The organism is Mesorhizobium oxytropidicola (assembly GCF_056174625.1).
Genome location: NZ_CM149692.1, coordinates 2622401 through 2642743, shown reverse-complemented (window position 1 = coordinate 2642743; position 20343 = coordinate 2622401). Strand labels below are relative to the sequence as shown.

Annotated in this window: 21 protein-coding genes; 9 read left to right on the top strand and 12 right to left on the bottom strand. The window is 63.7% G+C overall.

Features of this window, described 5'->3' with window-relative positions; translation table 11 throughout:
- Positions 1–26: 26 nt before the first annotated feature.
- Both AC0V8S_RS13095 and AC0V8S_RS13090 read right to left on the bottom strand, forming a co-directional pair.
- Complete coding sequence (locus tag AC0V8S_RS13095) at positions 27–1544, bottom strand: MFS transporter (protein ID WP_475437919.1); 1518 nt, start codon at positions 1542–1544, stop codon at positions 27–29.
- Positions 1545–1568: 24 nt separating this feature from the next.
- A complete protein-coding gene (locus tag AC0V8S_RS13090) occupies positions 1569–1964 on the bottom strand; it encodes a (R)-mandelonitrile lyase (protein ID WP_475437918.1) in 396 nt (131 codons plus the stop codon).
- 230 nt (positions 1965–2194) lie between these two features.
- Between AC0V8S_RS13090 and AC0V8S_RS13085 the strand changes: the two genes are divergently transcribed.
- The 3 genes from AC0V8S_RS13085 (at position 2195) to AC0V8S_RS13075 (ending at position 7209) form a co-directional block, all read left to right on the top strand.
- Complete coding sequence (locus AC0V8S_RS13085; RefSeq protein ID WP_475437917.1) at positions 2195–3724, top strand: putative bifunctional diguanylate cyclase/phosphodiesterase; 1530 nt, start codon at positions 2195–2197, stop codon at positions 3722–3724.
- 201 nt (positions 3725–3925) lie between these two features.
- The gene (locus tag AC0V8S_RS13080) at positions 3926–5977 is read left to right on the top strand and encodes an elongation factor G (protein WP_475437916.1); all 2052 of its coding nucleotides are present in this window, start codon (positions 3926–3928) and stop codon (positions 5975–5977) included.
- Between the two features lie 731 nt (positions 5978–6708).
- Entirely contained in the window at positions 6709–7209 is a 501-nt protein-coding gene (locus AC0V8S_RS13075; RefSeq protein WP_475437915.1) for a methyltransferase family protein, read from the top strand.
- Positions 7210–7239: 30 nt separating this feature from the next.
- On the opposite strand, the gene AC0V8S_RS13070 is transcribed toward AC0V8S_RS13075, so the two are convergent.
- Entirely contained in the window at positions 7240–8136 is an 897-nt protein-coding gene (locus AC0V8S_RS13070; protein ID WP_095201789.1) for a LysR family transcriptional regulator, read from the bottom strand.
- Between the two features lie 90 nt (positions 8137–8226).
- Positions 8227–9201, bottom strand: a complete 975-nt coding sequence (trxB, locus tag AC0V8S_RS13065) for a thioredoxin-disulfide reductase (RefSeq protein WP_095201790.1) — start codon at positions 9199–9201, stop codon at positions 8227–8229.
- A gap of 255 nt (positions 9202–9456) precedes the next feature.
- On the opposite strand from trxB, the gene AC0V8S_RS13060 reads away from it, so the two are divergent.
- On the top strand, positions 9457–9936 hold the full coding sequence (locus AC0V8S_RS13060) for an Lrp/AsnC family transcriptional regulator (protein ID WP_019860544.1): 480 nt from the start codon (positions 9457–9459) through the stop codon (positions 9934–9936).
- A 235-nt stretch (positions 9937–10171) separates the two neighbouring features.
- Positions 10172–10966 (top strand): glycosyltransferase family 2 protein, encoded by a 795-nt coding sequence (locus AC0V8S_RS13055; protein WP_475437914.1) that lies wholly within the window; start codon positions 10172–10174, stop codon positions 10964–10966.
- 15 nt (positions 10967–10981) lie between these two features.
- On the opposite strand, the gene gmhB is transcribed toward AC0V8S_RS13055, so the two are convergent.
- The 6 genes from gmhB to AC0V8S_RS13025 form a co-directional block, all read right to left on the bottom strand.
- Positions 10982–11635, bottom strand: a complete 654-nt coding sequence (gene gmhB / locus AC0V8S_RS13050) for a D-glycero-beta-D-manno-heptose 1,7-bisphosphate 7-phosphatase (RefSeq protein WP_475437913.1) — start codon at positions 11633–11635, stop codon at positions 10982–10984.
- Positions 11628–12200, bottom strand: a complete 573-nt coding sequence (locus AC0V8S_RS13045; protein ID WP_475437912.1) for a D-sedoheptulose-7-phosphate isomerase — start codon at positions 12198–12200, stop codon at positions 11628–11630. The genes gmhB and AC0V8S_RS13045 overlap by 8 nt, the downstream gene beginning before the upstream one ends.
- A 7-nt stretch (positions 12201–12207) precedes the next feature.
- Positions 12208–13698, bottom strand: coding sequence for a D-glycero-beta-D-manno-heptose-7-phosphate kinase (gene rfaE1 / locus AC0V8S_RS13040; RefSeq protein ID WP_475437911.1), 1491 nt, complete (start codon positions 13696–13698; stop codon positions 12208–12210).
- Between the two features lie 137 nt (positions 13699–13835).
- A complete protein-coding gene (locus AC0V8S_RS13035; protein ID WP_172349016.1) occupies positions 13836–14468 on the bottom strand; it encodes a LysE family translocator in 633 nt (210 codons plus the stop codon).
- 42 nt (positions 14469–14510) lie between these two features.
- Positions 14511–14864 carry a hypothetical protein gene (locus AC0V8S_RS13030; protein WP_475437910.1) on the bottom strand — a complete coding sequence of 118 codons (354 nt, stop codon included), beginning with the start codon at positions 14862–14864 and terminating at the stop codon, positions 14511–14513.
- 50 nt (positions 14865–14914) lie between these two features.
- Positions 14915–15151, bottom strand: coding sequence for a type II toxin-antitoxin system Phd/YefM family antitoxin (locus tag AC0V8S_RS13025; RefSeq protein WP_475437909.1), 237 nt, complete (start codon positions 15149–15151; stop codon positions 14915–14917).
- A gap of 142 nt (positions 15152–15293) precedes the next feature.
- On the opposite strand from AC0V8S_RS13025, the gene rfaD reads away from it, so the two are divergent.
- The 3 genes from rfaD to waaC are packed head-to-tail and all read left to right on the top strand — an operon-like array spanning position 15294 to position 18195.
- Positions 15294–16244, top strand: a complete 951-nt coding sequence (gene rfaD, locus AC0V8S_RS13020) for an ADP-glyceromanno-heptose 6-epimerase (RefSeq protein WP_475437908.1) — start codon at positions 15294–15296, stop codon at positions 16242–16244.
- Positions 16217–17224: a lipopolysaccharide heptosyltransferase II gene (gene waaF, locus AC0V8S_RS13015; RefSeq protein WP_475437907.1), complete on the top strand. Its 1008-nt coding sequence runs from the start codon at positions 16217–16219 to the stop codon at positions 17222–17224. Before rfaD ends, waaF begins: the two co-directional genes overlap by 28 nt.
- Complete coding sequence (gene waaC / locus AC0V8S_RS13010) at positions 17221–18195, top strand: lipopolysaccharide heptosyltransferase I (protein WP_475437906.1); 975 nt, start codon at positions 17221–17223, stop codon at positions 18193–18195. The genes waaF and waaC overlap by 4 nt, the downstream gene beginning before the upstream one ends.
- Before the next feature lie 244 nt (positions 18196–18439).
- Here the strand turns inward: waaC and greA are convergent, their stop codons facing one another.
- Both greA and AC0V8S_RS13000 read right to left on the bottom strand, forming a co-directional pair.
- Positions 18440–18913, bottom strand: coding sequence for a transcription elongation factor GreA (gene greA, locus AC0V8S_RS13005; RefSeq protein ID WP_008877613.1), 474 nt, complete (start codon positions 18911–18913; stop codon positions 18440–18442).
- A 272-nt stretch (positions 18914–19185) separates the two neighbouring features.
- Entirely contained in the window at positions 19186–19725 is a 540-nt protein-coding gene (locus AC0V8S_RS13000; RefSeq protein WP_027055114.1) for a tetratricopeptide repeat protein, read from the bottom strand.
- 157 nt (positions 19726–19882) lie between these two features.
- Between AC0V8S_RS13000 and AC0V8S_RS12995 the strand changes: the two genes are divergently transcribed.
- Positions 19883–20308, top strand: a complete 426-nt coding sequence (locus tag AC0V8S_RS12995) for a DUF3775 domain-containing protein (protein ID WP_095201799.1) — start codon at positions 19883–19885, stop codon at positions 20306–20308.
- Positions 20309–20343: the final 35 nt, after the last annotated feature.

Genomic DNA, 20343 nt, shown 5'->3' with positions numbered 1-20343 from the left:
GGTTTTTTTGTTGCCCTTGAATCAGCTCACGCCTGCTGCTTGGCCTGCCTGGCGGACCGCGCCTCGGCTGGCGCCAGCACGGTGATCAGCAATGCGGCGGTGAGGAATGCGCCGATCGCGGCCGCCAGCATCGCGGCATGGAAGCCGCCGGCATAGGCAATCGTGAAAAGGTCGTGCACGCCACTCGTGCCCACGGCCGCGTCGGTGGTGAAATCATGCCGTGAGATAGCGGACCGGGCGACTGCTTCGGCATTGGCGACACCGGCGTCGCTGAGATATCCGGTCAGCAGGCTGGTCGCCCGCATGCTCATCAGCGCGCCGAGCAGCGCGATGCCGATGGCCAATCCGCCCTGGCGGGTGGCGTTGATGACCGCCGACACCATGCCGGAACGCTCGCGCGGCGCGTAGGACATGGCCGCAGCACTGCCGGTTGGGATCGCCAGCGAGTTGCCGAGGCCGTTGATGGCGAACAATACGCACAGCACCGCGTATGGCGTCGACGGCCCGGCCCAGCACATGCCGAGCATGGAGAGGCCGATCAGCACATAGCCCGCCGTCATCAAAAGCGAATGGCCGTAGCGTGCGCTCAGCCTGCCGATCCATGGCGACACCACGATCTGGACAAGGAAGGCCGGTGCCATGCGCAGGCCGGTCTGCGTCGGCGACCAGCCCTGCACCTGCTGCAGGAACATCGAGAAGAAGAAGACGCTGGTGTAGGAGGTGAAGCCGAGCGCGAACGAGGCGACATTGGCGACGGCAAAGCGCACATCGCGGAACAGGCCGAGCGGCAGCATGGGCCGTGGCGTGCGCGCCTCGAAGCCAAGGAAGACCGCCAGGCCAACGACACCGGCAATGATGGCCGTGATGGTCCAGGCATCGCCCCAGCCGCTCTCGCCGGCCGAGATCAGGCCGAAGGTCAGCGCGCCGAGCCACAGGATCGAGAGCGCCAGGCCGACAAGGTCGAGATGGGCATGTTCGGGATGCGCCGTCTCCTCGATCGAGGCAGCTCCCAGCACGATGGTGAAAAGGCCGAGCGGCAGGTTGATCAGGAAGATGCTCTGCCAGCCGACCGTCTGCACTAGAATGCCGCCCAGCACCGGGCCGACGACCAGAGAAACGGCGGCGAACGAGGCCCAGCCACCGATGACGCCGGCCCGCTCGCGCGGATCCGGGAAAGCCTGCGTCAGGATCGACAGCGCGCCCGGAATGAGCAGCGAGCCGGCAATGCCTTGCACCACCCGGCCGGCCACCAAGGCCGGCAAATTTGGCGCGATGGCGCAGATCAGCGAGCCGGCAACGAAGATGCCGACGCCGGCCAGCCACGAGCGCTTGCGGCCATAGCGGTCGCCGATCAGCCCCGACGACAGCATGAAGGCCGAGAGGCAGAGCGTATAGGCGTCGACCACCCATTGCAGGCCGCCGAAATCGGTGTGCAACGCCTGCTGGAGGGTCGGCAGCGCGACATTGACGATACTGACGTCGAGCAAGGCGACGAACGAGCCGAGATAGACGGCGGCGACGAGCGGCAGGCGGTTCTTTGACATGATGATTTCTGCAGGCGACCAGGCTCAGCTGCCATACTGCTCGCCGGAAACCGCTTCCAGCCAGTCGGCATGGACGCCGTCGAGCGCCTCCTGCATGGCGATGTGCGTCATCGCCGTTTTCGGCCCGGCACCATGCCAGTGCTTCTCGCCGGGCGCGAACCAGATCACGTCGCCGGCCCTGATCTCCCGGACCGGGCCGTCCCATGTCTGGGCAAGCCCGGCGCCCGAGGTGACGTAGAGCGTCTGGCCGAGCGGATGCGTGTGCCAGTGGGTGCGCGCGCCCGGTTCGAAGCTGACCAGCGTCGCTCTCAGCCGCGCCGGCGCCTCCGCCTCGATGATCGGCGTCTGCAGGACCCGGCCGGTGAAGTATTTTTCCGGCGCTATGATGGTCGGCACGCTGCCGCAAGCAATGATCTTCATCGTCTGACCCTGAAACTGGTGGTGAAGGCCCCTCGTCGAGGCAAAATGCATTCTCGGCCGATATCATGTCAGGCGCAACCGACGGTTTCCGCTGCCTTGGCGAAGAAGCGGTTTTTCTCCTTAACCATGAACCTTTGCCGCATGGCGACACAGCGCGAAACAACGGCGAATTCAATGTCTTCTTAACGGCTCGCCAGTAGCCCTGTGCCTGCATTGCAGGGGGCGATGAGATGAGCATACTGGCGACGATCAAGGACCATAGCGGCCGGATCTATCGCGGCATCCAGGCCCTGCTTGTGCTCAGCATCGGCGCGGCCGCACTCGGCGCTTTCGACATCTCGCGCAACCTGCCCTCGGGCAGCCCCTTCGCCGTCTCGATGCTGGCCACCGGCCTTGCCTTGCTGGCGCTGATGTACATGCGCAGCAGCGTCGTCCATCGCTTGCGCTCGGCGGCGGCGGCCGAGGCGGAAAAACATCATTTCCTGACCAGGGACGCCATGACCGGGGCGATGACAAGGCGTTATTTCCTCGAAGCGCTGGGCGACAGCCTGGGCACGATGCGCGACCGGCGCGAGGCGACCTTGCTGTTGATCGACGTCGATCACTTCAAGCAGCTCAACGACACGTTCGGGCATCAGTTCGGCGACCTCGCTCTGGTGCACCTGGTCAAGACATCGGAACGCATCTTTGCCGGCGGCATGGTCGGGCGGCTGGGCGGCGACGAATTCGGCGTCATCATTCCGCATGCCGACCTCGCCGCCATCAACAAGGATATCAGGCAATTGCTCGATACGATGCGGGCCGGCAAATCGCATGAAGGCAAGACCATTCCGCTCTCCATCTCGGTCGGCGTGGCGCTGGCGCCGGCCCATGCCTCCAACACGGCGGAACTGATGCTGGTTGCCGACCTGGCGCTCTATGAAAGCAAGGCGGCTGGCCGGGGCCGCGTCACCGTGTTCGACGAAGAGATGCTGTCCGACAAGCGCTATCGCCGGCTGGTCGAGCGGGAATTGCGCGCCGCGGTCTATCTCGGCGAACTCGAGCTGCACTACCAGCCGATCGTCAACCCGGACGGCTCCGCCTGTGCGTTCGAAGGCCTGATCCGCTGGCGTCATCCGGTGCGAGGGTTGATCTCGCCGGCCGAGTTCATTCCCATCGCCGAACGCTCGACGCTGATCGACATGCTGGGCGAATGGGTGTTCAAGCGGGCTTGCGTCGATATCGGCCATTTCCCCGGGCGCCGCATCTCGATCAACGTTTCCGGCGAGCAGCTGAAGCGCGACGAGATCGTCACCATGTGTGACCGCGTGCTCAGGGAAAGCGGCCGCTCGGCAGCGCAATTCATCATCGAGATCACCGAGACGGTGGCGACCGCCGCCACGCCGGAAATTCTGCGGCGTCTCGAAGCGCTACGCGGTCTCGGCTTCCACATCGCGCTCGACGATTTCGGCACCGGCCATTGCGGCTTCAACTATCTGAAAACCTTGCCCATCGACAGCATCAAGATCGACCGCTCCTACATACGCAGCCTTGCCCACGACCAGGTGGCGCAGATCTTCGTCTCGGCGCTGGCGCAGATCGCCCGCATCCAGGACGTCACCATCGTGGCGGAAGGCGTCGAGACGCAGGAAGAATTCGCGCTGGCCAAGGCGGCCGGCTGCAACCGTTTCCAGGGCTATTTCTTCGGCAAGCCGGCGCCGCGCGACAAGGTGGTCCCCTTGCGCGCCATCAATGCCGAACCCATGGCGCTGAGCGCCTGAGGCCGCAGCACGGCAGCGGATTTCTATTTTCCTTGCCCTGCCGGCAAACAAGTGGGACGATGCATCAGGGCAGGTGGCGACATGAAAAAGAACCCCGCCCGCGACGGTCGAACAGGCCGGCCGCCGCTCAGGACCGATTGACCACGCCTGAACCATGCAAGCCAGTCGGTCCCTAGGGAAACGCCTGAGTGGAGGTCAGCCATGGGTACTCGCGCCGGAGGACGACGCACGGGACCGAAATGCATTGCCATAGTCGGTCCCTTTGCAAGCGGTAAGACGACACTTCTCGAAGCCATATTGGCCCGTACGGGCGCCATCCCCCGACAAAATCCCGTTTCATCAGGCAACACCGTCTCGGATCATTCGCCGGAAGCGCGCGCCCACGCCATGAGCGTCGAGGCGACGGTCGCCACCACCGATTTCATGGGCGAGCAGATCACCTTCGTCGATTGTCCCGGCTCGATCGAATTCTCCTTCGAGGCCGAACCGGTGCTGGCCGCCTGCGACCTCGCGGTGGTCGTCGCCGAGGCCGACGAAAAGAAGATCCCTGCCCTGCAGCTCATCATGCGCAAGCTCGACGATCTCGGCGTGCCGCGCCTCCTGTTCCTCAACAAGGTCGACAAGGCAATCGCCGGCGTGCGCGACACGCTGAAGATGCTGCAGCCGGCAAGCTCTGTGCCGCTCCTGCTGCGCCAGATACCGCTGCGCAAGGACGGCGTCGTCATCGGCTCGATCGATCTGGCGCTGGAGCGCGCCTATATCTACCGCGAATATGCCGAAAGCGAGGTGGCCCAGATACCGGGCGACGACAAGGCGCGCGAACTGGAAGCGCGCTTCTCCATGCTGGAAACCCTGGCCGACCATGACGACCAGCTGATGGAACAATTGCTCGAGGAGATCGAGCCGCCGAAGGACGCGATCTTCGACGACCTCGCCGCCGATCTGCGCGAAGGCGTCGTGACGCCGGTGCTGATCGGCACCGCCGAGAAGGGCAACGGCGTGCTGCGCCTCCTGAAGGCGATCCGCCACGACGCACCCGACATCGAGGCGACCCGCAAGCGGCTCGGCGCCCCGGACGGCGGCGCCACCGTGGTCCAGGTGATGAAGACCATCCACACGCCGCATGGCGGCAAACTGTCGGTGTCGCGCATCCTGTCCGGCCAGGTCGCCGATGGCTCGGAACTCTGGCTGCCTGGCGGCGACACCGCCAAGGTTTCCGGCATCTACAAGATGCTCGGCAAAGACCAGTTCAAGCTCACCGCCGCCAAGGCGGGCGATACCGTGGCGCTGGGCAAGCTGGACGAGGTCAAGACCGGCCAGACGCTGACCTCGGCCAAGGGCGGCACCAAACAGCTGTTCGCGTTCGAGCCGCCGCAGCCGGTCTTCGCCTTCGCGCTGCGACCGAAGGAACGCAAGGACGAGGTCAAGATGTCGGCCGCCATCCAGCGGCTGGCCGAGGAGGATCCCTCGCTCAGCCTGCGCCACAACCAGGACTCGGCCGAGACGGTGCTGTCCGGCCATGGCGAGATGCATCTGCGCGTCGTGCGCGAGCGGCTAGAGGGCAAGAACCAGATCCCCGTCGAAGGTCACGCGCCGGCCGTGCCCTATCGCGAGACGATCCGCAAACCGGCGCAGCAGCGCGGCCGCCATAAGAAGCAGTCGGGCGGCCATGGCCAGTTCGGCGATGTGGTGATCGAGATCAAGCCGCTGCCGCGCGGCACCGGCTTCCAGTTCACCGATACCATTACCGGCGGCGTCGTGCCGAAGACCTACATCCAGTCGGTCGAAACCGGCGTGCGCGACTATCTGAAGTCCGGTCCGCTCGGCTTCCCCGTCGTCGACGTCGCCGTCAACCTGTCGGACGGCTCCTACCATGCGGTCGATTCCTCCGACATGGCCTTCCAGATGGCGGCCAAGCTGGCGATGAAGGAAGGCATGGCCGCCTGCTCGCCGGTGCTGCTGGAGCCGGTGATGAAGGTCGAGATCGTGACGCCGTCGGACGCCACCTCGAAGATCATCGCGCTGATCCCGCAGCGGCGTGGCCAGATCCTCGGCTATGACGCGCGGCCCGACTGGCCGGGCTGGGATGTCGTCGAGGCGACGATGCCGCAAGCCGAGATCGGCGACCTGATCATCGAGCTGCGCTCGGCGACGGCAGGTGTCGCCAGTTACCGCGCCGCCTTCGACCATATGGCCGAACTCACCGGCCGCCTCGCCGACGAAGCAATGAACGCCAACGGCAAGGCCGCCTGATTTCCATTCTGATGTAGCGTCCCCTCGAACCCCGGTTCGAGGGGACAAAAACGAAAAACGACGCCCGGAGGGCCGGACGCCGTTTTGTTTGCGGACCGTTTTCTTGGGAGGGGAAACGGCTGGTCCGCCGCATGTGCAGTGGCCGCGCTTTCGGCGGAAATAGGTTCGGACGCGGTAGCCGCCTGAGCCCGGGCCGTCCGAGTGATGCCCCCATCTCCCGTCCGAACCACACCGCGTCCTATGCTCTACATAGCAGCGGAACGCATCGTTGTCATGTTACCAGAGGTTACATGACACTGTTACGCGGCAATTCTGATGAAATCTCCGGCCATCGCAGCAGGGGTCGGGCAACAAAAAAGCCGGATCAACGAAGATCCGGCTGAGTTTGATTGGAAGTGCCTGTTAAGGCTAACCTCCAGAGGGGAACACTCGAGGGCGCTAATGGGAGGAGAACGCGCCCAGGAGATGATCTACATATCTGCTCTTCATGCCCAAGAAACAAGCATCTATTTTGCAACACACGCATGCAAAAAGACGCAGGCTGTGGTCTAACCCATTCCGGAAGCCAATAGGACCAGCAGAATCGTCAAAACGGAGCGCACTGCCGGGCCTTTGTCGTCATGAAAACGTCATTCCCGGCCGATTTTGCTCCAAAAATCCGAAAAACACCTGATGACCTGGAATCAGGCAGCGGCCGTTCAATTCTAAGGCAACCAGGCAGGAAACAGCCAATGCGTCCTTTTTCAGCGATTGCCGGCAGCGGCATTTTCCTGATCGCAGCGCCCGGTGTGGTTGCCGGGCTTGTTCCCTGGCTGCTCAGCGATCGCTGGGGCTTGCCGTGGTCCACCGTGCCGGGCTTTGTCCTTGCCGGCGGCGTCCTCATCGTCGCCGCGGCCGCCGTGCTGCTGCATGCCTTCGCCCGCTTCGCGCTCGAGGGGCTGGGCACGCCTGCCCCCGTCGCGCCGACAGAGAAGCTCGTGATCGGCGGCATCTACCGCCATGTCCGCAACCCGATGTATGTCGCCGTGCTGTCGATCATCCTCGGCCAGGCGCTGCTGTTCTCGAGCTGGACGCTTGTCGCCTATGCCGTCATCGGCGCTGCCGTCATGGGCTCCTTCGTCAGGTTCTACGAGGAACCGACGCTTGCCCGCCGCTACGGCGCAGACTATGAAACCTATCGCCGCAACGTCCCCGGCTGGCTGCCGCGCCTGACGCCCTGGCGAGGTGAATAAGCCACCAGTGCTACCGATCGTCCGCTAGGGCTAAAATGACCAACTGCGCGCTTTCGCGATGATGAAGTCGCGGAACACGTGCAGCTTGGCCTGGTTCTTCATCGCGTCGGGATAGGCGAAATAGGTGTCGAAGGACGGCACCTCGGTTTCCGGCAAAAGCTGCACCAGACCGGAATCCTTGTTGATCACATAGTCGGGCAGCATGGCGATGCCGGCACCGCCCTGCACCGCGCGCTTGATCGACAGAATGTCGTTGATCTGCAGCGACGGCACGCGCTGACCGCCTTCAAAATCGCCGACCGTCTCCAGCCAGTTCAACTCCGACAGATGCGACGGCACCGGCAGGCCGAAGGTGACGATGCGATGGTTTCTCAACTCCGAGACCGAGGCCGGCTTGCCGTGCTTGGCGACATAGGCGGGTGCCGCGTAGAGGTGGAAATGCACGGTGAACAGGCGGCGCTGGATCAGGTCCGGCTGCTGCGGCTGGCGCAGCCGGATGGCGCAGTCGGCCTGGCGCATGGTGAGGTCGAGTTCCTCATTGGCGAGGATCAGCTGCAGGCTGATCTCGGGATAGAGCTCGATGAACTCCTGCACCCGTTCGGTCAGCCAGCCGGCGCCGAGGCCGACGGTCGTCGTCACGCGAAGCACGCCGGAGGGCCGGTCCTTGGTTTCCGTCAGGCGCGACTTGATGGTCTCGAGCTTCATCAGCACGTCATGCGCCGTACGGAACAGCATCTCGCCCTGTTCGGTCAGCACCAGGCCGCGCGCATGGCGGTTGAACAGCGGCACGCCGACATCATGCTCGAGCGCGCTGACCTGCCGCGATATCGCCGATTGCGACAGATGCAATGTCTCGGCCGCGTGCGTAAACGACCCCGCTTCCGCCGCAGCGTGAAACACGCGTAGCTTGTCCCAGTCCAACGCCATGATTCCCCTCGTTCTGTTTGGCGTCTGAATGAAAAATCAGGCTTTTACACGGCGTTTCTAAGCCGTTTTTTTAACAGTTTTGCAAGCGGCCTATTCCGCTGCTTCGCGATGCACCTCGATACCGGCCAGATACTTTTCCGCTTCCAGTGCGGCCATGCAGCCGAGCCCCGCCGCCGTCACCGCCTGGCGGTAGATATCGTCGGTCACGTCGCCGGCAGCGAACACGCCGGGCACATCGGTGCGGGTCGAATCCGGCGCCGTCCACAGGTAGCCGTTCGGCTTCTGCTTCAGCTTGCCGGCGAACAGCTCGACCGCCGGTGCGTGGCCGATCGCCACGAACACGCCGTCGACCTTGAGATGCGTCTCGGCGCCGGTCACCGCATGCTTCAGCTTCAGCCCTTCGACCGAAGGCGGCAGCGGCGCCTTGCCCGGGCGGCCGGTGATCTCGTCGACCACCGTGTCCCAGATGACGCGGACATTGTCCTTCTTCAGCAGCCGCTCGCGCAGGATGCGCTCGGCGCGGAAGTCGCTGCGCCTGTGGATGACCGTGACGCTCTTGGCGAGGTTCGACAGATAGAGCGCCTCCTCAACCGCCGAATTGCCGCCGCCGACCACCGCGACATCCTTGCCGCGGTAGAAGAAGCCGTCGCAGGTGGCGCAGGCCGAAACACCGAAACCCATGAAATCCTGCTCGGTTGGAATGCCCAGCCACTTGGCTTGCGCGCCGGTGGCGATGATCAGCGCGTCGGCGGTGTAGGTGGTGCCGGAATCGCCCTTGGCGCGGAACGGCCGCACGTTGAGATCGACCTCGGTAATAATGTCGTTGATGATGTCGGTGCCGACATGCTCGGCCTGCTTGAGCATCTGTTCCATCAGCCACGGTCCCTGGATCGGGTCGGCGAAGCCGGGATAGTTCTCGACATCGGTGGTGATCATCAGCTGGCCGCCCTGCTGCAGGCCGGCGACCAGCATCGGCTTCAGCATGGCGCGTGCGGCATAGACCGCCGCCGTATAGCCGGCCGGACCGGAACCGATGATGAGAACGGGCGCGTGCTTGGTGGTCATCTAGAACCTCTGCGGGGCAGACAATCGGGTGTGCCTTGGGGAATAGCGTGAAATGTCGCGGTTAATGTAAGGGTTGCCAATCACGCCAGCAAGACGAACGGGCCGTCGTCCCCGGAAAGCTTCGGCCCAAGCGGTTATTCGCACGATCGCCGCTTTCGTTACCGTTCAAAAATCGCGTTGATGAGGGCTGGCGCCAACACAAAAGTCGTTTAATTACAAAATCGTGAAAGATTCTTGCGCCGAGCTGAGACAGCCATGCCCCTGAAAGCCGACCTCGACGCCATCGACTGGAAGATCCTGCGCGAGTTGCAGGCGGATGGGCGCATGACCAATGTCGAGCTGTCGAACCGCGTCGGCATTTCGGCCCCGCCCTGCCTGCGCAGGGTCAAGCGGCTGGAGGAAGCCGGCATCATCCGTGGCTACCGCGCGCTGCTCAATGCGCCGGCACTCGGCCTCGATGTCGTCGCCTTCTGCCTGGTCGGGCTGCATCATCAGGCCGATGCGGAGCTGCGCACCTTCGCCGAGCGCACACGCGGCTGGCCGATCGTGCGCGACGCCTGGATGGTCTCGGGCGAATCCGATTTCCTGCTGCACTGCGTGGCAAGCGACCTCGGCGCCTTCCAGACCTTCGTCATCGAGGAGCTGACCTCGACGCCGAATGTCGATACGGTGCGCACCGCGCTCACCATCCGCCGGGTCAAGGATGAAGGCCTGGTCTCCTTCGAGCGTCCCTGAGGCCAGGCGAACGCCCGTGCGCCGCCGAATTCCCGGCCTTCGCCACACCGCCGCCGCGTTGGTATTCGACAGACGCTGATGTACAAGGCTGGACGGCTCTGCCGGACTTCGCCGCCCGCTTGGTTTCTTAAGCAATTCCTGAAAAAGTGTGCAACGGTTTTGCACCCGGGATTGCGCAGAAATGGATAGCGAAAGCAGCGTCGTTGAGGGGGCGGCCCGCCATGGGAAGGGGACCATGACTCGATTTTCAAGCCCGGTCTCGGCGCTTATCATCTGCGTGAACGAGGCCGATATGATCGGCCCGTGCCTGGAAAGCATCGACTTCTGCGCCGAGATCATCATCGTCGATTCCGGCTCGACCGACGGCACCGTCGAATGCGTGCAAAGCTATATCGCCAAGGGCTACCCGATTAGGCTGCTGCACAATGACTGGCCGGGTTTTCCGCGTCAGCGGCAATTCTCGCTCAACCATGCAACCCAGCTCTGGTGTCTTTCGATCGACCCGGACGAGCGCGTCGACGACCAGCTGCGGCAGTCGATCGTGGCGATCACACAGGCGGCCGACGACAAGATCAGCGGCTGGTACATCCGCCGCCGCGATTGGTTGAAGGGCTATGGCTATGCGCACCGCTGGGTGCTGCACAACAGGCTGATGCGGCTTTTCCGCCGGGAAGGCGCCACCATGGATCTCACCGCGCGGGTGCACGAAGCCTTCCACGTGCCGGGCGAGACCGGCACGATCGAAGAGGGCGTCCTGCTGCATCGCCGCGAAATATCGGTCGAGGAGGATCTTGCCCGCGCCAACGCCTATTCCGGCCTCAAGGCCGTCACGCTGGTCGAGAAGGGCAAGAAGCCGGGCTTGGTGCGGCTGGTGCTGTCGCCGTTCGGCAACTTCCTGAAATTCTACCTGGCCAAGCGCTACTTCCTGTGCGGCCGGCATGGCTTCGTCTACTCGATGTCGGTGATGATCTATTCCTTTGCCACCGAGGCCAAACTCTACGAAGCCTCGGAACGCAACGATCCCGTATGAGCCGTCAGTCCTGGATCAGGACCCGTTGTCCCGGCCGTGCGCTTCAATGGCTGCGAGCAGGCCACCGAGGTCACAGCTGTCCCGCAGGGGCCTGATGGCGAAGCCGGGTTGAACCGCCGCCTTGCCGTCGACCAGCCAGCCCTGTGCCAGGCCAGCGCGCTGTCCCGCCTGCATGTCGCCCAGTCTGTCGCCGACGATCAGCGACCGCTCGAGATCGAGAGCAAGGCGTTTGCCCGCCTCGATCAGCATGCTCGGATTGGGCTTGCGCATCGGATGATCGGCAACAGCGAGTGGCCCGACGCCGGCCTCGTGGTAGGCGCAGGCAAGCACCATGTCGACGAACACGCCCTGCTCGCCCAACAGTTCGAGCACGCGGCCGTTCACCGCCGCAAAGGCGCTCCAGCCGAAATAGCCGCGCGCAATGCCGGACTGGTTGGTGACCACGATAACCGGAATCCCGACCCGGTTGGCGGCCGCGATCGCTGGCAGCATCTGCGGCCTGAGTTCGATCTCGACCGGATCGCTGGGATAGTCGGTATCGACGTTGATGGTGCCGTCGCGGTCGAGGAACAGCGCCGGCACGTGCCGCGGGAAAATCCGGTCGCCGATCCGCTCGATCCACACACCCGGCTCGGTCAGCGGATGTGGCGTGCCCTTCCTGTCAGCCATTCGACAGGCGCGCTTCGACCACTTCGCAGAGATGATGATAGAGGCACAAATGCCCCTGCTGGATGATCGGCGTCGAGGTCGAGGGCACGTTGAGCAGGATGTCGCAAAGCGGCTTGAGCCTGCCGCCGGTGTCGCCGGTCAGGCCGATCACCGTCATGTCCATCATCCGCGCCTGTTCGGCGGCGGCGAGAATGCTTGGCGAATTGCCGCTGGTCGAGATCGCCAGAAGCACGCCGCCGGCCGAACCATGCGCCTCGACCTGGCGCGAGAACACCGTGTCGAAGCCGTAATCATTGCCCCAGGCGGTCAGCACCGCGGCATTGGCCGGCAGCGCGATGACATTGTAGGCCTTGCGCTCCTTGAGGAAGCGGCCGACCAGTTCGCCGGCTATGTGGATGGCATCGCTGGCCGAACCGCCATTGCCGGCGATCAGCAAGGCCTTGCCTGACGAAAGCGCGCTCACCACGGCGCTCGCCGCGCGCTCCATCTCGCCGGTCAGGTCACGCTCGACCATGGCTGTGATCGCTGCCGCCGAGCGGACCAGATAGTCGTTCAGTTCAGACATCAAAACCTCAGTTTGTAGAGCCGGCGCGCAATTTGCCGATGGTGCCGGTGGTGCTCTTGCCGGCGACGAGATCGACCAGCACGACGCGCCCGCCGGCTTTCTGCACCACATCGGCGCCGACCACCGTGTCGATCGTATAGTCCGCGCCCTTGACCAGGATGTCGGGCAGCAGCGCCTCGATCAGCGCCAGCGGCGTGTCCTCCTCGAAGACAACGACAGCATCGACAGAGGCCAGGGCCGCGAGCACGCAGGCGCGGTCATGCTGGTCGTTGACCGGACGGCCCGGGCCTTTCAGCCGCCGCACCGAGGCATCGCTGTTCAAGCCAAGCACCAGCCGGTCGCACTGGCTGCGCGCCGCGTGCAGCAGGCTGACATGGCCGGCATGCAATATGTCGAAGCAGCCATTGGTGAAGCCGACGCTCAGGCCCTCTTCCTTCCAGGCCGCCACCATGCGCGCGGCCGATGCGGCATCGAGGATGGCGTCCTTGTGGGCGGTCGGTCCGTGCGAGCGGAACAGCGCGCCAGTGAGTTCCTCGACCGTCAGCCGCGCGGTGCCGCGCTTGCCGACCACGACGCCGCCGGCGGCATTGGCGATCGAGGCCGCCGCGACCGGATCGGCACCCGACGCGAGCGCCAGCGCAAAGGTCGCGATGACAGTATCGCCGGCGCCCGAGACGTCGAACACCTCACGCGCCTGGGTGGCGATGTGGCGCGCCTCATCGGGGCCTACCACGCTCATGCCCTTTTCACTGCGGGTGGCAACGACGAAGTCGAAACCGTGGGCCGATATCAACTCCCGCGCCGCCGCCACGATCTCGTCATCGGCGAACACCGCATGGCCGACAGCCTCGCCAAGCTCCTTGCGGTTGGGGGTGATGGCGGTCGCGCCGGCATAGCGCGCATAGTCGCGGCCCTTCGGATCGACCAGCACCGGCTTGCCGGCCTCGCGGCAGATGGCGATCAGTTCGGCGGCGACGCCGTCGAGCAGGATGCCCTTGCCGTAATCGGACAGGATGACGATGTCGGCGCCCGTCAGTGCCGCACGGAAATGGTGGAGCAGCCCTGCCCGCTCAGCCTCGTCCAGCGGCTTGATCTCTTCCTCGTCGAAGCGCAGCACCTGCTGGTTGAGCGCGCTGAAGCGGCTCTTCGAGGAGGTCATGCGGCCGCGCTGCTGCGAAAGCCCCACTGTCTCGGCGCCAAGCTCGCCAAGCATCCGCACCAGGCCGTCGCCGGCCGTGTCGGTGCCGATCACCGAGACCGGAATGGCCCGTGCGCCGAGCGAGACGATGTTGGCCACGACATTGCCGGCGCCGCCCATCGCCAAGCTTTCGCCGCGCCCGTGCAGCACCGGGATCGGCGCCTCCGGCGAAATCCGCTCGATGACGCCGTTGACGAAGCGGTCGAGGATGAGGTCGCCGACCACCAACACGGTGACGCCGCCAAAGCGCGCAATGGCGCGGTGCAGGGGTTCGGGCGAAGGCGGATTGTGCTTGATCATGTTACTGGCAATGTGTGGAAAGGCTGATCTGTGTCGTGCTGAAAATTGTCAATTTACGGGCCGGATCGTCATGCCTGCCGATATACCGCAAATCCACGCAGCGCAACGGCAGCACGGGACCGGCACACTCCAAGCGGTCAGCTTTTCTGCAGGGCAACGTGAACGCCGAGCCCGACCAGCACGGCCCCGCCGGCCCGCTGCATCAGCCGCTGCGCCCGGCTCGAACGCCGCAGCCGGCCGATCACCAGGCCGGCAAGGAACACGCAGACAATGTCGGCCGAGGAGAACATCAAATTGACGATGGTGCCGAGCACGACGAATTGCAGCCAGACTGGAAACGCCGCCGAGGCGTCGATGAACTGTGGCAGGAACGCCATGAAGAAGATCGCCGTCTTGGGATTGAGCACCTCGACGGTGATGCTCTCGAAAAACGCGCGACGCGCCGATTTCCGCTCGATCGCGGGCAACGCCACGTCGCCCTCTACGCGCTTGCGAAACAGCGAGACGCCGAGCCAGATCAAATACAGCGCGCCCACAAGCTTGACCGCCATGTAAAGCGGCGGCACGGCATGAAACAGCACCGACAGGCCGGCGGCGGCGGCAAAGACATGGACATAGCCGCCCAGATGGATGCCAAGTGCTGCCGTCAGTCCCGACCAGCGCCCGCGCGCCATGGTCTGGGCCGCGGCATAGAGCATGGCCGGACCGGGGATATAGGCGAAGATCGCCGTGGTGGCGAAAAACGCAATGAGCAATTCGGTCGACGGCATTTTTTGTCCCTTATGATCCACCCCTGCCCGATTGCAGGCCGTTCAGTCAGCCCGCGGGATGGCTTTGGATTGGCCTGCGCGAACAGCCGCAATGAAAGCCGACATGACTTTTTTGTGGAATGACGGACTGAAAGCGCCGATGCGCGCACCCGGTTCGAAATAGGCCGACGATTCCAGAATATCGTGGTTGTACTCGTCGACTATGACCCAAAGGGGGATAGGGTCAAGGCCGGCGCGGTGACGTTCAATTTCCGGAATGCTAACGGCTACGCGATCGCGGCCCGGCTGCGTAGAGGTGATTGCAAGGATGAAAAGGCGTGCCTCCGGCTTTCCCAGGAAGAACGGCGACGAAGGCGACAGGCCTCGTCTTGCGGCCTTCGGTCTCGCCGTCTCCACGTTGGCGATGCCACAGATATGGATATCGCCAGACGTCCGCGGCGACGGGTTTAATCACGGTCCAATTCCGCAGTGTACTCCTCAAGCATCTCCACATGGTCCAGCGGTGCATCCCCCGCAGCGTAGACTGTCCGGCTGTCGCTGCCGAAGCGAGCCTCATAAGCCTCGATGCTCATCAGGACATATCTCGGCTTGTTGTGACGAGTGATTGAGACGGGCTGCTGGCTGGCAGCCGCAAGCACGTCACCGAGATTCTGTTTCAGATCGGTCGATGGATAGTGTTTCATCAGACACTCCGTTTTGCCCATAATAGACAAAATGGACAAAACAGACAAGCTTGAAAGAGAGACGAGACGACCGCCTTGCTTTGTCGACAGCCCGGCTGGGCTCCCTTATAAGGACCGGAATCGCAAGCAACCAGAGGCCTTCATGATCATCGTCACGGGCGGCGCCGGCATGATCGGCTCCAACATCGTCGCCGCGCTCAACGCCGAGGGCCATGACGACATCCTGGTCGTCGACGATCTCACCGACGGCCACAAGATCGCCAATCTCGCCGATCTCGGCATTGCCGACTATCTCGACAAGGACGATTTTCTGGCCCGCATCGAGGCAGGGGCGCTCGGTCGTGTCGAGGCGGTGTTCCACCAGGGCGCCTGCTCGACCACCACCGAGTGGAACGGCAAGTTCATGATGGAGGTGAATTTTGCTTATTCGAAGCGGCTGCTGCATGCCTGCCAGGCACTGCGCCTGCCCTTCCTCTACGCCTCCTCGGCTTCCGTCTACGGCGGCGGTTCGGAATTTCGCGAAGAACCGGCGCTCGAGCGGCCGCTCAACGTCTATGCCTATTCGAAGAAACTGTTCGACGACTATGTCAGGCGCACCGTCTTCGACACCGATCATTCGCAGGTCGCCGGCCTGCGCTATTTCAACGTCTATGGCCCACGCGAGGCGCATAAGGGCGCCATGGCCTCCGTCGCCTTCCATCTGTTCAACCAGGTCGAGCGCGGCGAAAATCCGAAACTATTCGGCGCTTATGACGGTTTCGGCCCCGGCGAACAGAGCCGCGACTTCATCCATGTCGGCGATGTCGCCGACGTCAATCTATGGCTGTGGAAGCGGGGCTCGAGCGGCATCTTCAACTGCGGCACCGGCCGCGCCCAACCCTTCCGCGCCATCGCCGAAACGGTGATCGACACGCTGGGCAAGGGCGAGATCGAATTCATCCCCTTCCCCGATCACCTCAAGGGCAGCTACCAGAGCTTCACGCAAGCTGATATGTCCCGTTTGCGCGCGGCCGGTTATAATGGCCAATTCCGGACAGTCGAAACCGGTGTCAGAGACTATGTCGAATGGCTGAAAGCCCAACGATCCTCGTGATCGGCCCACGCTGGGTGGGCGACATGGTGATGGCGCAGTGCCTGTTCTCGGCGCTGAAAGAACTCCATCCCAACGCCGCGATCGACGTGCTGGCGCCCGCCTGGGCAGCACCGCTGGTCAAGCGCATGCCCGAAATCCGCCAGCAGATCGACTTGCCGCTGAAGCCCGGCGCGCTGGAATTCACCATTCGCCGCCGCTTCGGCCGCCTGCTGCGCGGTCGCTACGACATGGCCTACATCCTGCCCGGCAGCTGGAAATCGGCGCTGATCCCGTTCTTTGCCCGCATTCCGCGCCGTTTCGGCCATCTGCGCGAGATGCGCTATGGCCTGCTGACCGACATCGTGCCGCTGCCGGACGCCGTGAAACGGCGCACCGCGCAGGCCTATTTCAGCCTCGCCAAGGGCGGCAGTTTCCGCGCTCCTCACCTGACCGTGGATGCCGGCAACCAGGCCACTTTGCTCGACCGTTTCGGGCTGGCGCCGCGAAAGTTCGTCGCCCTGATGCCTGGCGCCGAATTCGGCCCGGCCAAGCGCTGGCCGAGCGAAAGCTATGCCGGCCTTGCCCGCGAATTCATGGGTAAGGGATTGAAGGTCGCCCTGTTCGGTTCGAAGAACGACCGCGACGTCACCGCAGAGATCGCCGCTCTTGCGCCCGGCGTCGTCGACCTCGCCGGCCAGACGCGGCTGGAGGACGCCATCGACCTCATCGCCGCGGCAAGGCTGGCTGTGTCCAACGACAGCGGGCTGATGCATGTCGCGGCAGGCGTCGGCACGCCGATCGTCGCCGTCTACGGCTCGACCTCGCCTGAAAATACGCCACCGCTGGCGGAACGGCGCGAACTGGTGTGGCTGCACCTCTCCTGTTCGCCTTGCCACCAGAAAGTCTGCCCGCTCGGCCATCTCAACTGCCTGAAGACATTGGAAGTCAGGCAGGTCGCGGCGGCGGCGGACCGGCTGCTGGAACTTCCGGCCGAGGCATGAAGGTCCTGATCGTCAAGACATCGTCGATGGGCGATGTCATCCACACCTTTCCGGCCGTCGAGGATGCCAGCCTCCACCGGCCGGATGTATCCTTCGACTGGTGCGTCGAGGAGGCGTTCGCCGGCATCGTCGCGCTGCACCCGGCGATCGGCAGGATTCACACGGTCGCCATCCGGCGCTGGCGCAAGGCGCTGTTCAAGGGGGGCACCTGGCGCGAAGCGGCCGCGCTGCGCCGCACCTTGCGCGCATGCCGCTACGACCTGGTCATCGATGCGCAGGGCTTGCTGAAATCGGCCCTGGTGGCAAGGCAGGCCGGCGCGCCGATCGCCGGCTTCGACCGCTCGAGCGCGCGCGAACCCTCGGCGACGCTGTTTTATGACGTCACCTACGGCGTGCCACGCGACCTGCACGCCATCGAACGGACACGGCGGCTGTTCGGGCTGGCGCTGGGCTATCAGCCCGATCTGTCGACGCTCAACTCCGGCATCGTGCCACCACCCGGTGGCCTGGCCGCCATCACCGGAAAAACCGCCTTCCTGCTGCACGGCACCAGCCGCGAAGACAAGAAATGGCCTGTCGAAAACTGGATCGGAACCGCCCGCCTGCTGGTCGAGCGCGGCATGACGCCGGTCACCACCTGGTCGAACGAGCGTGAGAAAGCCGTGGCTCAAGCCATAGCCAAGGCCGTGCCGTCCACGGTCGTGGTGCCAGAGTCCCCACTGGCCGACATCGCCGCCATCCTCGGCCGCTCAACGCTGGTGATCGGCGCCGATACGGGATTGACCCATCTCGCCAGCGCCTTCGGCCTGCCGACGGTCGCGGTGTTTTTGGCGACCGAGCCGGGTTTGACCGGCCCGCGCGGGCCTTATGCGTCGACGCTGCTAGCTGCAGCAGAGGGGCGTGTGACGCCGGCTGAGGTGATGGCGGAAGTGGAGAGGCTGCTGATTCTTAGATTACAAGCGCCGGCCTAGGACCTTTCAGAATTCGCTCTGGCGAGTCGAATAGCGTGGTTCTTCGGGGTCGCCCCGCGACGAGCGGACGTACTTAAAGTACGTGAGCACCGGAAGCGCAGAAAACCGCTCGCGCATGACCCCGAAAATCGTATCGATTTTCGGAAAGGATCATGCGCCAACTGAAAAACCTACAGCGTCCTTTGCGCGTCCGAGAGGACGCGCGGCGCTGCAGTCGGCCGCCAGAGTAGAATCATCAAAGGTCCTAGATAAACTGCACCTGGACGATCTCATACCCCCTGGCACCACCGGGCGCATTGACCTCGATGGCGTCGCCGACTTCCTTGCCGATGAGCGCGCGTGCGATCGGTGAGGAGATCGAGATGCGGCCGGACTTCACGTCGGCTTCCTGGTCGCCGACGATCTGGTAGGTCTTCTTTTCCTCGGTGTCCTCGTCGACCAGCACGACGGTGGCGCCGAACTTGACCTTGTCACCGCTGAGCTTGGTGACGTCGATCACCTCGGCGCGCGCGATCAGATCCTCGAGCTCGTTGACACGGCCCTCATTGAGGCTCTGCGCCTCCTTGGCGGCATGATACTCAGCATTTTCGGACAGGTCGCCATGCGAGCGCGCTTCGGAGATCGCCTCGATGATGCGCGGGCGCTCTTCCTGCTGGCGCCAACGCAGTTCTTCCTTCAATGACGCGAACCCCTCGCCTGTCATCGGGACCTTGTTCATGATGCCTGACCTTTCCTGCCGCCACCCCCGCGTTTCGGGGAAAGCCTTGTCGATGGGTACAAAAAGAAAACGGTCCGGCAGCCTCGGGCTAACGGAACCGTTTCACCGCAATTTGCTAAGATATAGCAATCTTCTCGGGTTTTTCACGTCCAAAAAATCGGTTTTGCAAAAATCATCCCCGATTCATCAACCGAGGCGGCTAATGAGACAGAGGCAACAATAAAAACGGCCGCGATTGCTCGCGGCCGCTTCGGGAAGCCTTGGGAGCCTGATCAGCTCCGCATGAAATGGTCGATCTGCTCGGACAGCATGCCGTATTCGCGCGATCCCTTGCCGGTGCGCTTCTCGATTTCCATCAGCTGCTGCTGGGCGCCGGCCAAATCGCCGATCTGCAGATGCGCTTCGCCGAGATATTCGCGCACCAGCGTGTAGTTCGGGTCGATGCGCAGCGCTTCCTCGTAATAACCGAGGCCGACGGTGACACGGCCGGAATGGCGGTGCGAATAGCCGAGATAGTTGAGAATGCGGGGATCCTGCTTGTTGGCGGCAAGGGTCAGCACCGAAATCGCCTCATCATAACGCCCGGCCATCGCCAGCGCGTGGCCTGCATCATAGATGCTGTCGTCGTCCAGCATGCCTTCCTGAGGGGCGACACACTTTTTCTTCTTCTTGTCCCAGACCTCTCCCTTCTTGCACTGGGTGACAGTCTGGTCGCTGCCGCCACTGCTACTGCCCGCCGCGAACACCGGGACAGCGAAGAACTGCAGCGCGACAAGAGCAGTCGCCGCCTGGATCAGCATTCTTTTATGCATCGAAGCCTCCTTGAGGGGTGAGAATAGAACACTAACGCCAAGTGCCTCGCGTTTCATCCCGGAAAAAGCAGGGCCGGAAAAAGCCGGGGTGGAGAACATCAGGTGACGGATGCCGCAAATCCGCTATCATCCGGCAAACGACTGACGGAGACGGCCCGTGCAGCGGCGGCTTGAAAAGGACTGGGACCTTACGATCGGCCCCGACACCGTGCGCCTGTTCATCCTCAAGGCCAAGGCCCTGAGTGCCGCCGTCAACGAGGATTACGCCGACGGCGCCGAACACGAGATCGAATTCGACGGCGACACGCACGACAATCATCATCATGACGGCCTTGCCGAGGAAAGCTCGGAAAACCTGACCGAGGAGGAGCTGCGCGAGCTGATCAACGACCTCAATGTCGATGAAGCCGCCGAACTGATCGCGCTCGCCTGGGTCGGCCGTGGCGACTATGACGCCTCGGAATGGGTGGATGCCGTGACGGCGGCACGTGAACGCGCCAACAAGCGCACGGCGAAATACCTGCTTGGCATGCCGCTGCTTGCCGATTGGCTGGAAGAAGGCCTCGAAGCGATCGGCGCGTAACGCTGAAGTAACCGATTGTGATCGCCCCGAAGCAT

Excerpts from the sequence above, each read along its gene's own strand:
- AC0V8S_RS13095 (WP_475437919.1), bottom strand. The coding sequence starts at position 1,544 with ATGTCAAAGAACCGCCTGCCGCTCGTCGCCGCCGTCTATCTCGGCTCG.
- AC0V8S_RS13090 (WP_475437918.1), bottom strand. The coding sequence starts at position 1,964 with ATGAAGATCATTGCTTGCGGCAGCGTGCCGACCATCATAGCGCCGGAA.
- AC0V8S_RS13085 (WP_475437917.1), top strand. The coding sequence starts at position 2,195 with ATGAGCATACTGGCGACGATCAAGGACCATAGCGGCCGGATCTATCGC.
- AC0V8S_RS13080 (WP_475437916.1), top strand. The coding sequence starts at position 3,926 with ATGGGTACTCGCGCCGGAGGACGACGCACGGGACCGAAATGCATTGCC.
- AC0V8S_RS13075 (WP_475437915.1), top strand. The coding sequence starts at position 6,709 with ATGCGTCCTTTTTCAGCGATTGCCGGCAGCGGCATTTTCCTGATCGCA.
- AC0V8S_RS13070 (WP_095201789.1), bottom strand. The coding sequence starts at position 8,136 with ATGGCGTTGGACTGGGACAAGCTACGCGTGTTTCACGCTGCGGCGGAA.
- trxB (WP_095201790.1), bottom strand. The coding sequence starts at position 9,201 with ATGACCACCAAGCACGCGCCCGTTCTCATCATCGGTTCCGGTCCGGCC.
- AC0V8S_RS13060 (WP_019860544.1), top strand. The coding sequence starts at position 9,457 with ATGCCCCTGAAAGCCGACCTCGACGCCATCGACTGGAAGATCCTGCGC.
- AC0V8S_RS13055 (WP_475437914.1), top strand. The coding sequence starts at position 10,172 with ATGACTCGATTTTCAAGCCCGGTCTCGGCGCTTATCATCTGCGTGAAC.
- gmhB (WP_475437913.1), bottom strand. The coding sequence starts at position 11,635 with ATGGCTGACAGGAAGGGCACGCCACATCCGCTGACCGAGCCGGGTGTG.
- AC0V8S_RS13045 (WP_475437912.1), bottom strand. The coding sequence starts at position 12,200 with ATGTCTGAACTGAACGACTATCTGGTCCGCTCGGCGGCAGCGATCACA.
- rfaE1 (WP_475437911.1), bottom strand. The coding sequence starts at position 13,698 with ATGATCAAGCACAATCCGCCTTCGCCCGAACCCCTGCACCGCGCCATT.
- AC0V8S_RS13035 (WP_172349016.1), bottom strand. The coding sequence starts at position 14,468 with ATGCCGTCGACCGAATTGCTCATTGCGTTTTTCGCCACCACGGCGATC.
- AC0V8S_RS13025 (WP_475437909.1), bottom strand. The coding sequence starts at position 15,151 with ATGAAACACTATCCATCGACCGATCTGAAACAGAATCTCGGTGACGTG.
- rfaD (WP_475437908.1), top strand. The coding sequence starts at position 15,294 with ATGATCATCGTCACGGGCGGCGCCGGCATGATCGGCTCCAACATCGTC.
- waaF (WP_475437907.1), top strand. The coding sequence starts at position 16,217 with ATGGCTGAAAGCCCAACGATCCTCGTGATCGGCCCACGCTGGGTGGGC.
- waaC (WP_475437906.1), top strand. The coding sequence starts at position 17,221 with ATGAAGGTCCTGATCGTCAAGACATCGTCGATGGGCGATGTCATCCAC.
- greA (WP_008877613.1), bottom strand. The coding sequence starts at position 18,913 with ATGAACAAGGTCCCGATGACAGGCGAGGGGTTCGCGTCATTGAAGGAA.
- AC0V8S_RS13000 (WP_027055114.1), bottom strand. The coding sequence starts at position 19,725 with ATGCATAAAAGAATGCTGATCCAGGCGGCGACTGCTCTTGTCGCGCTG.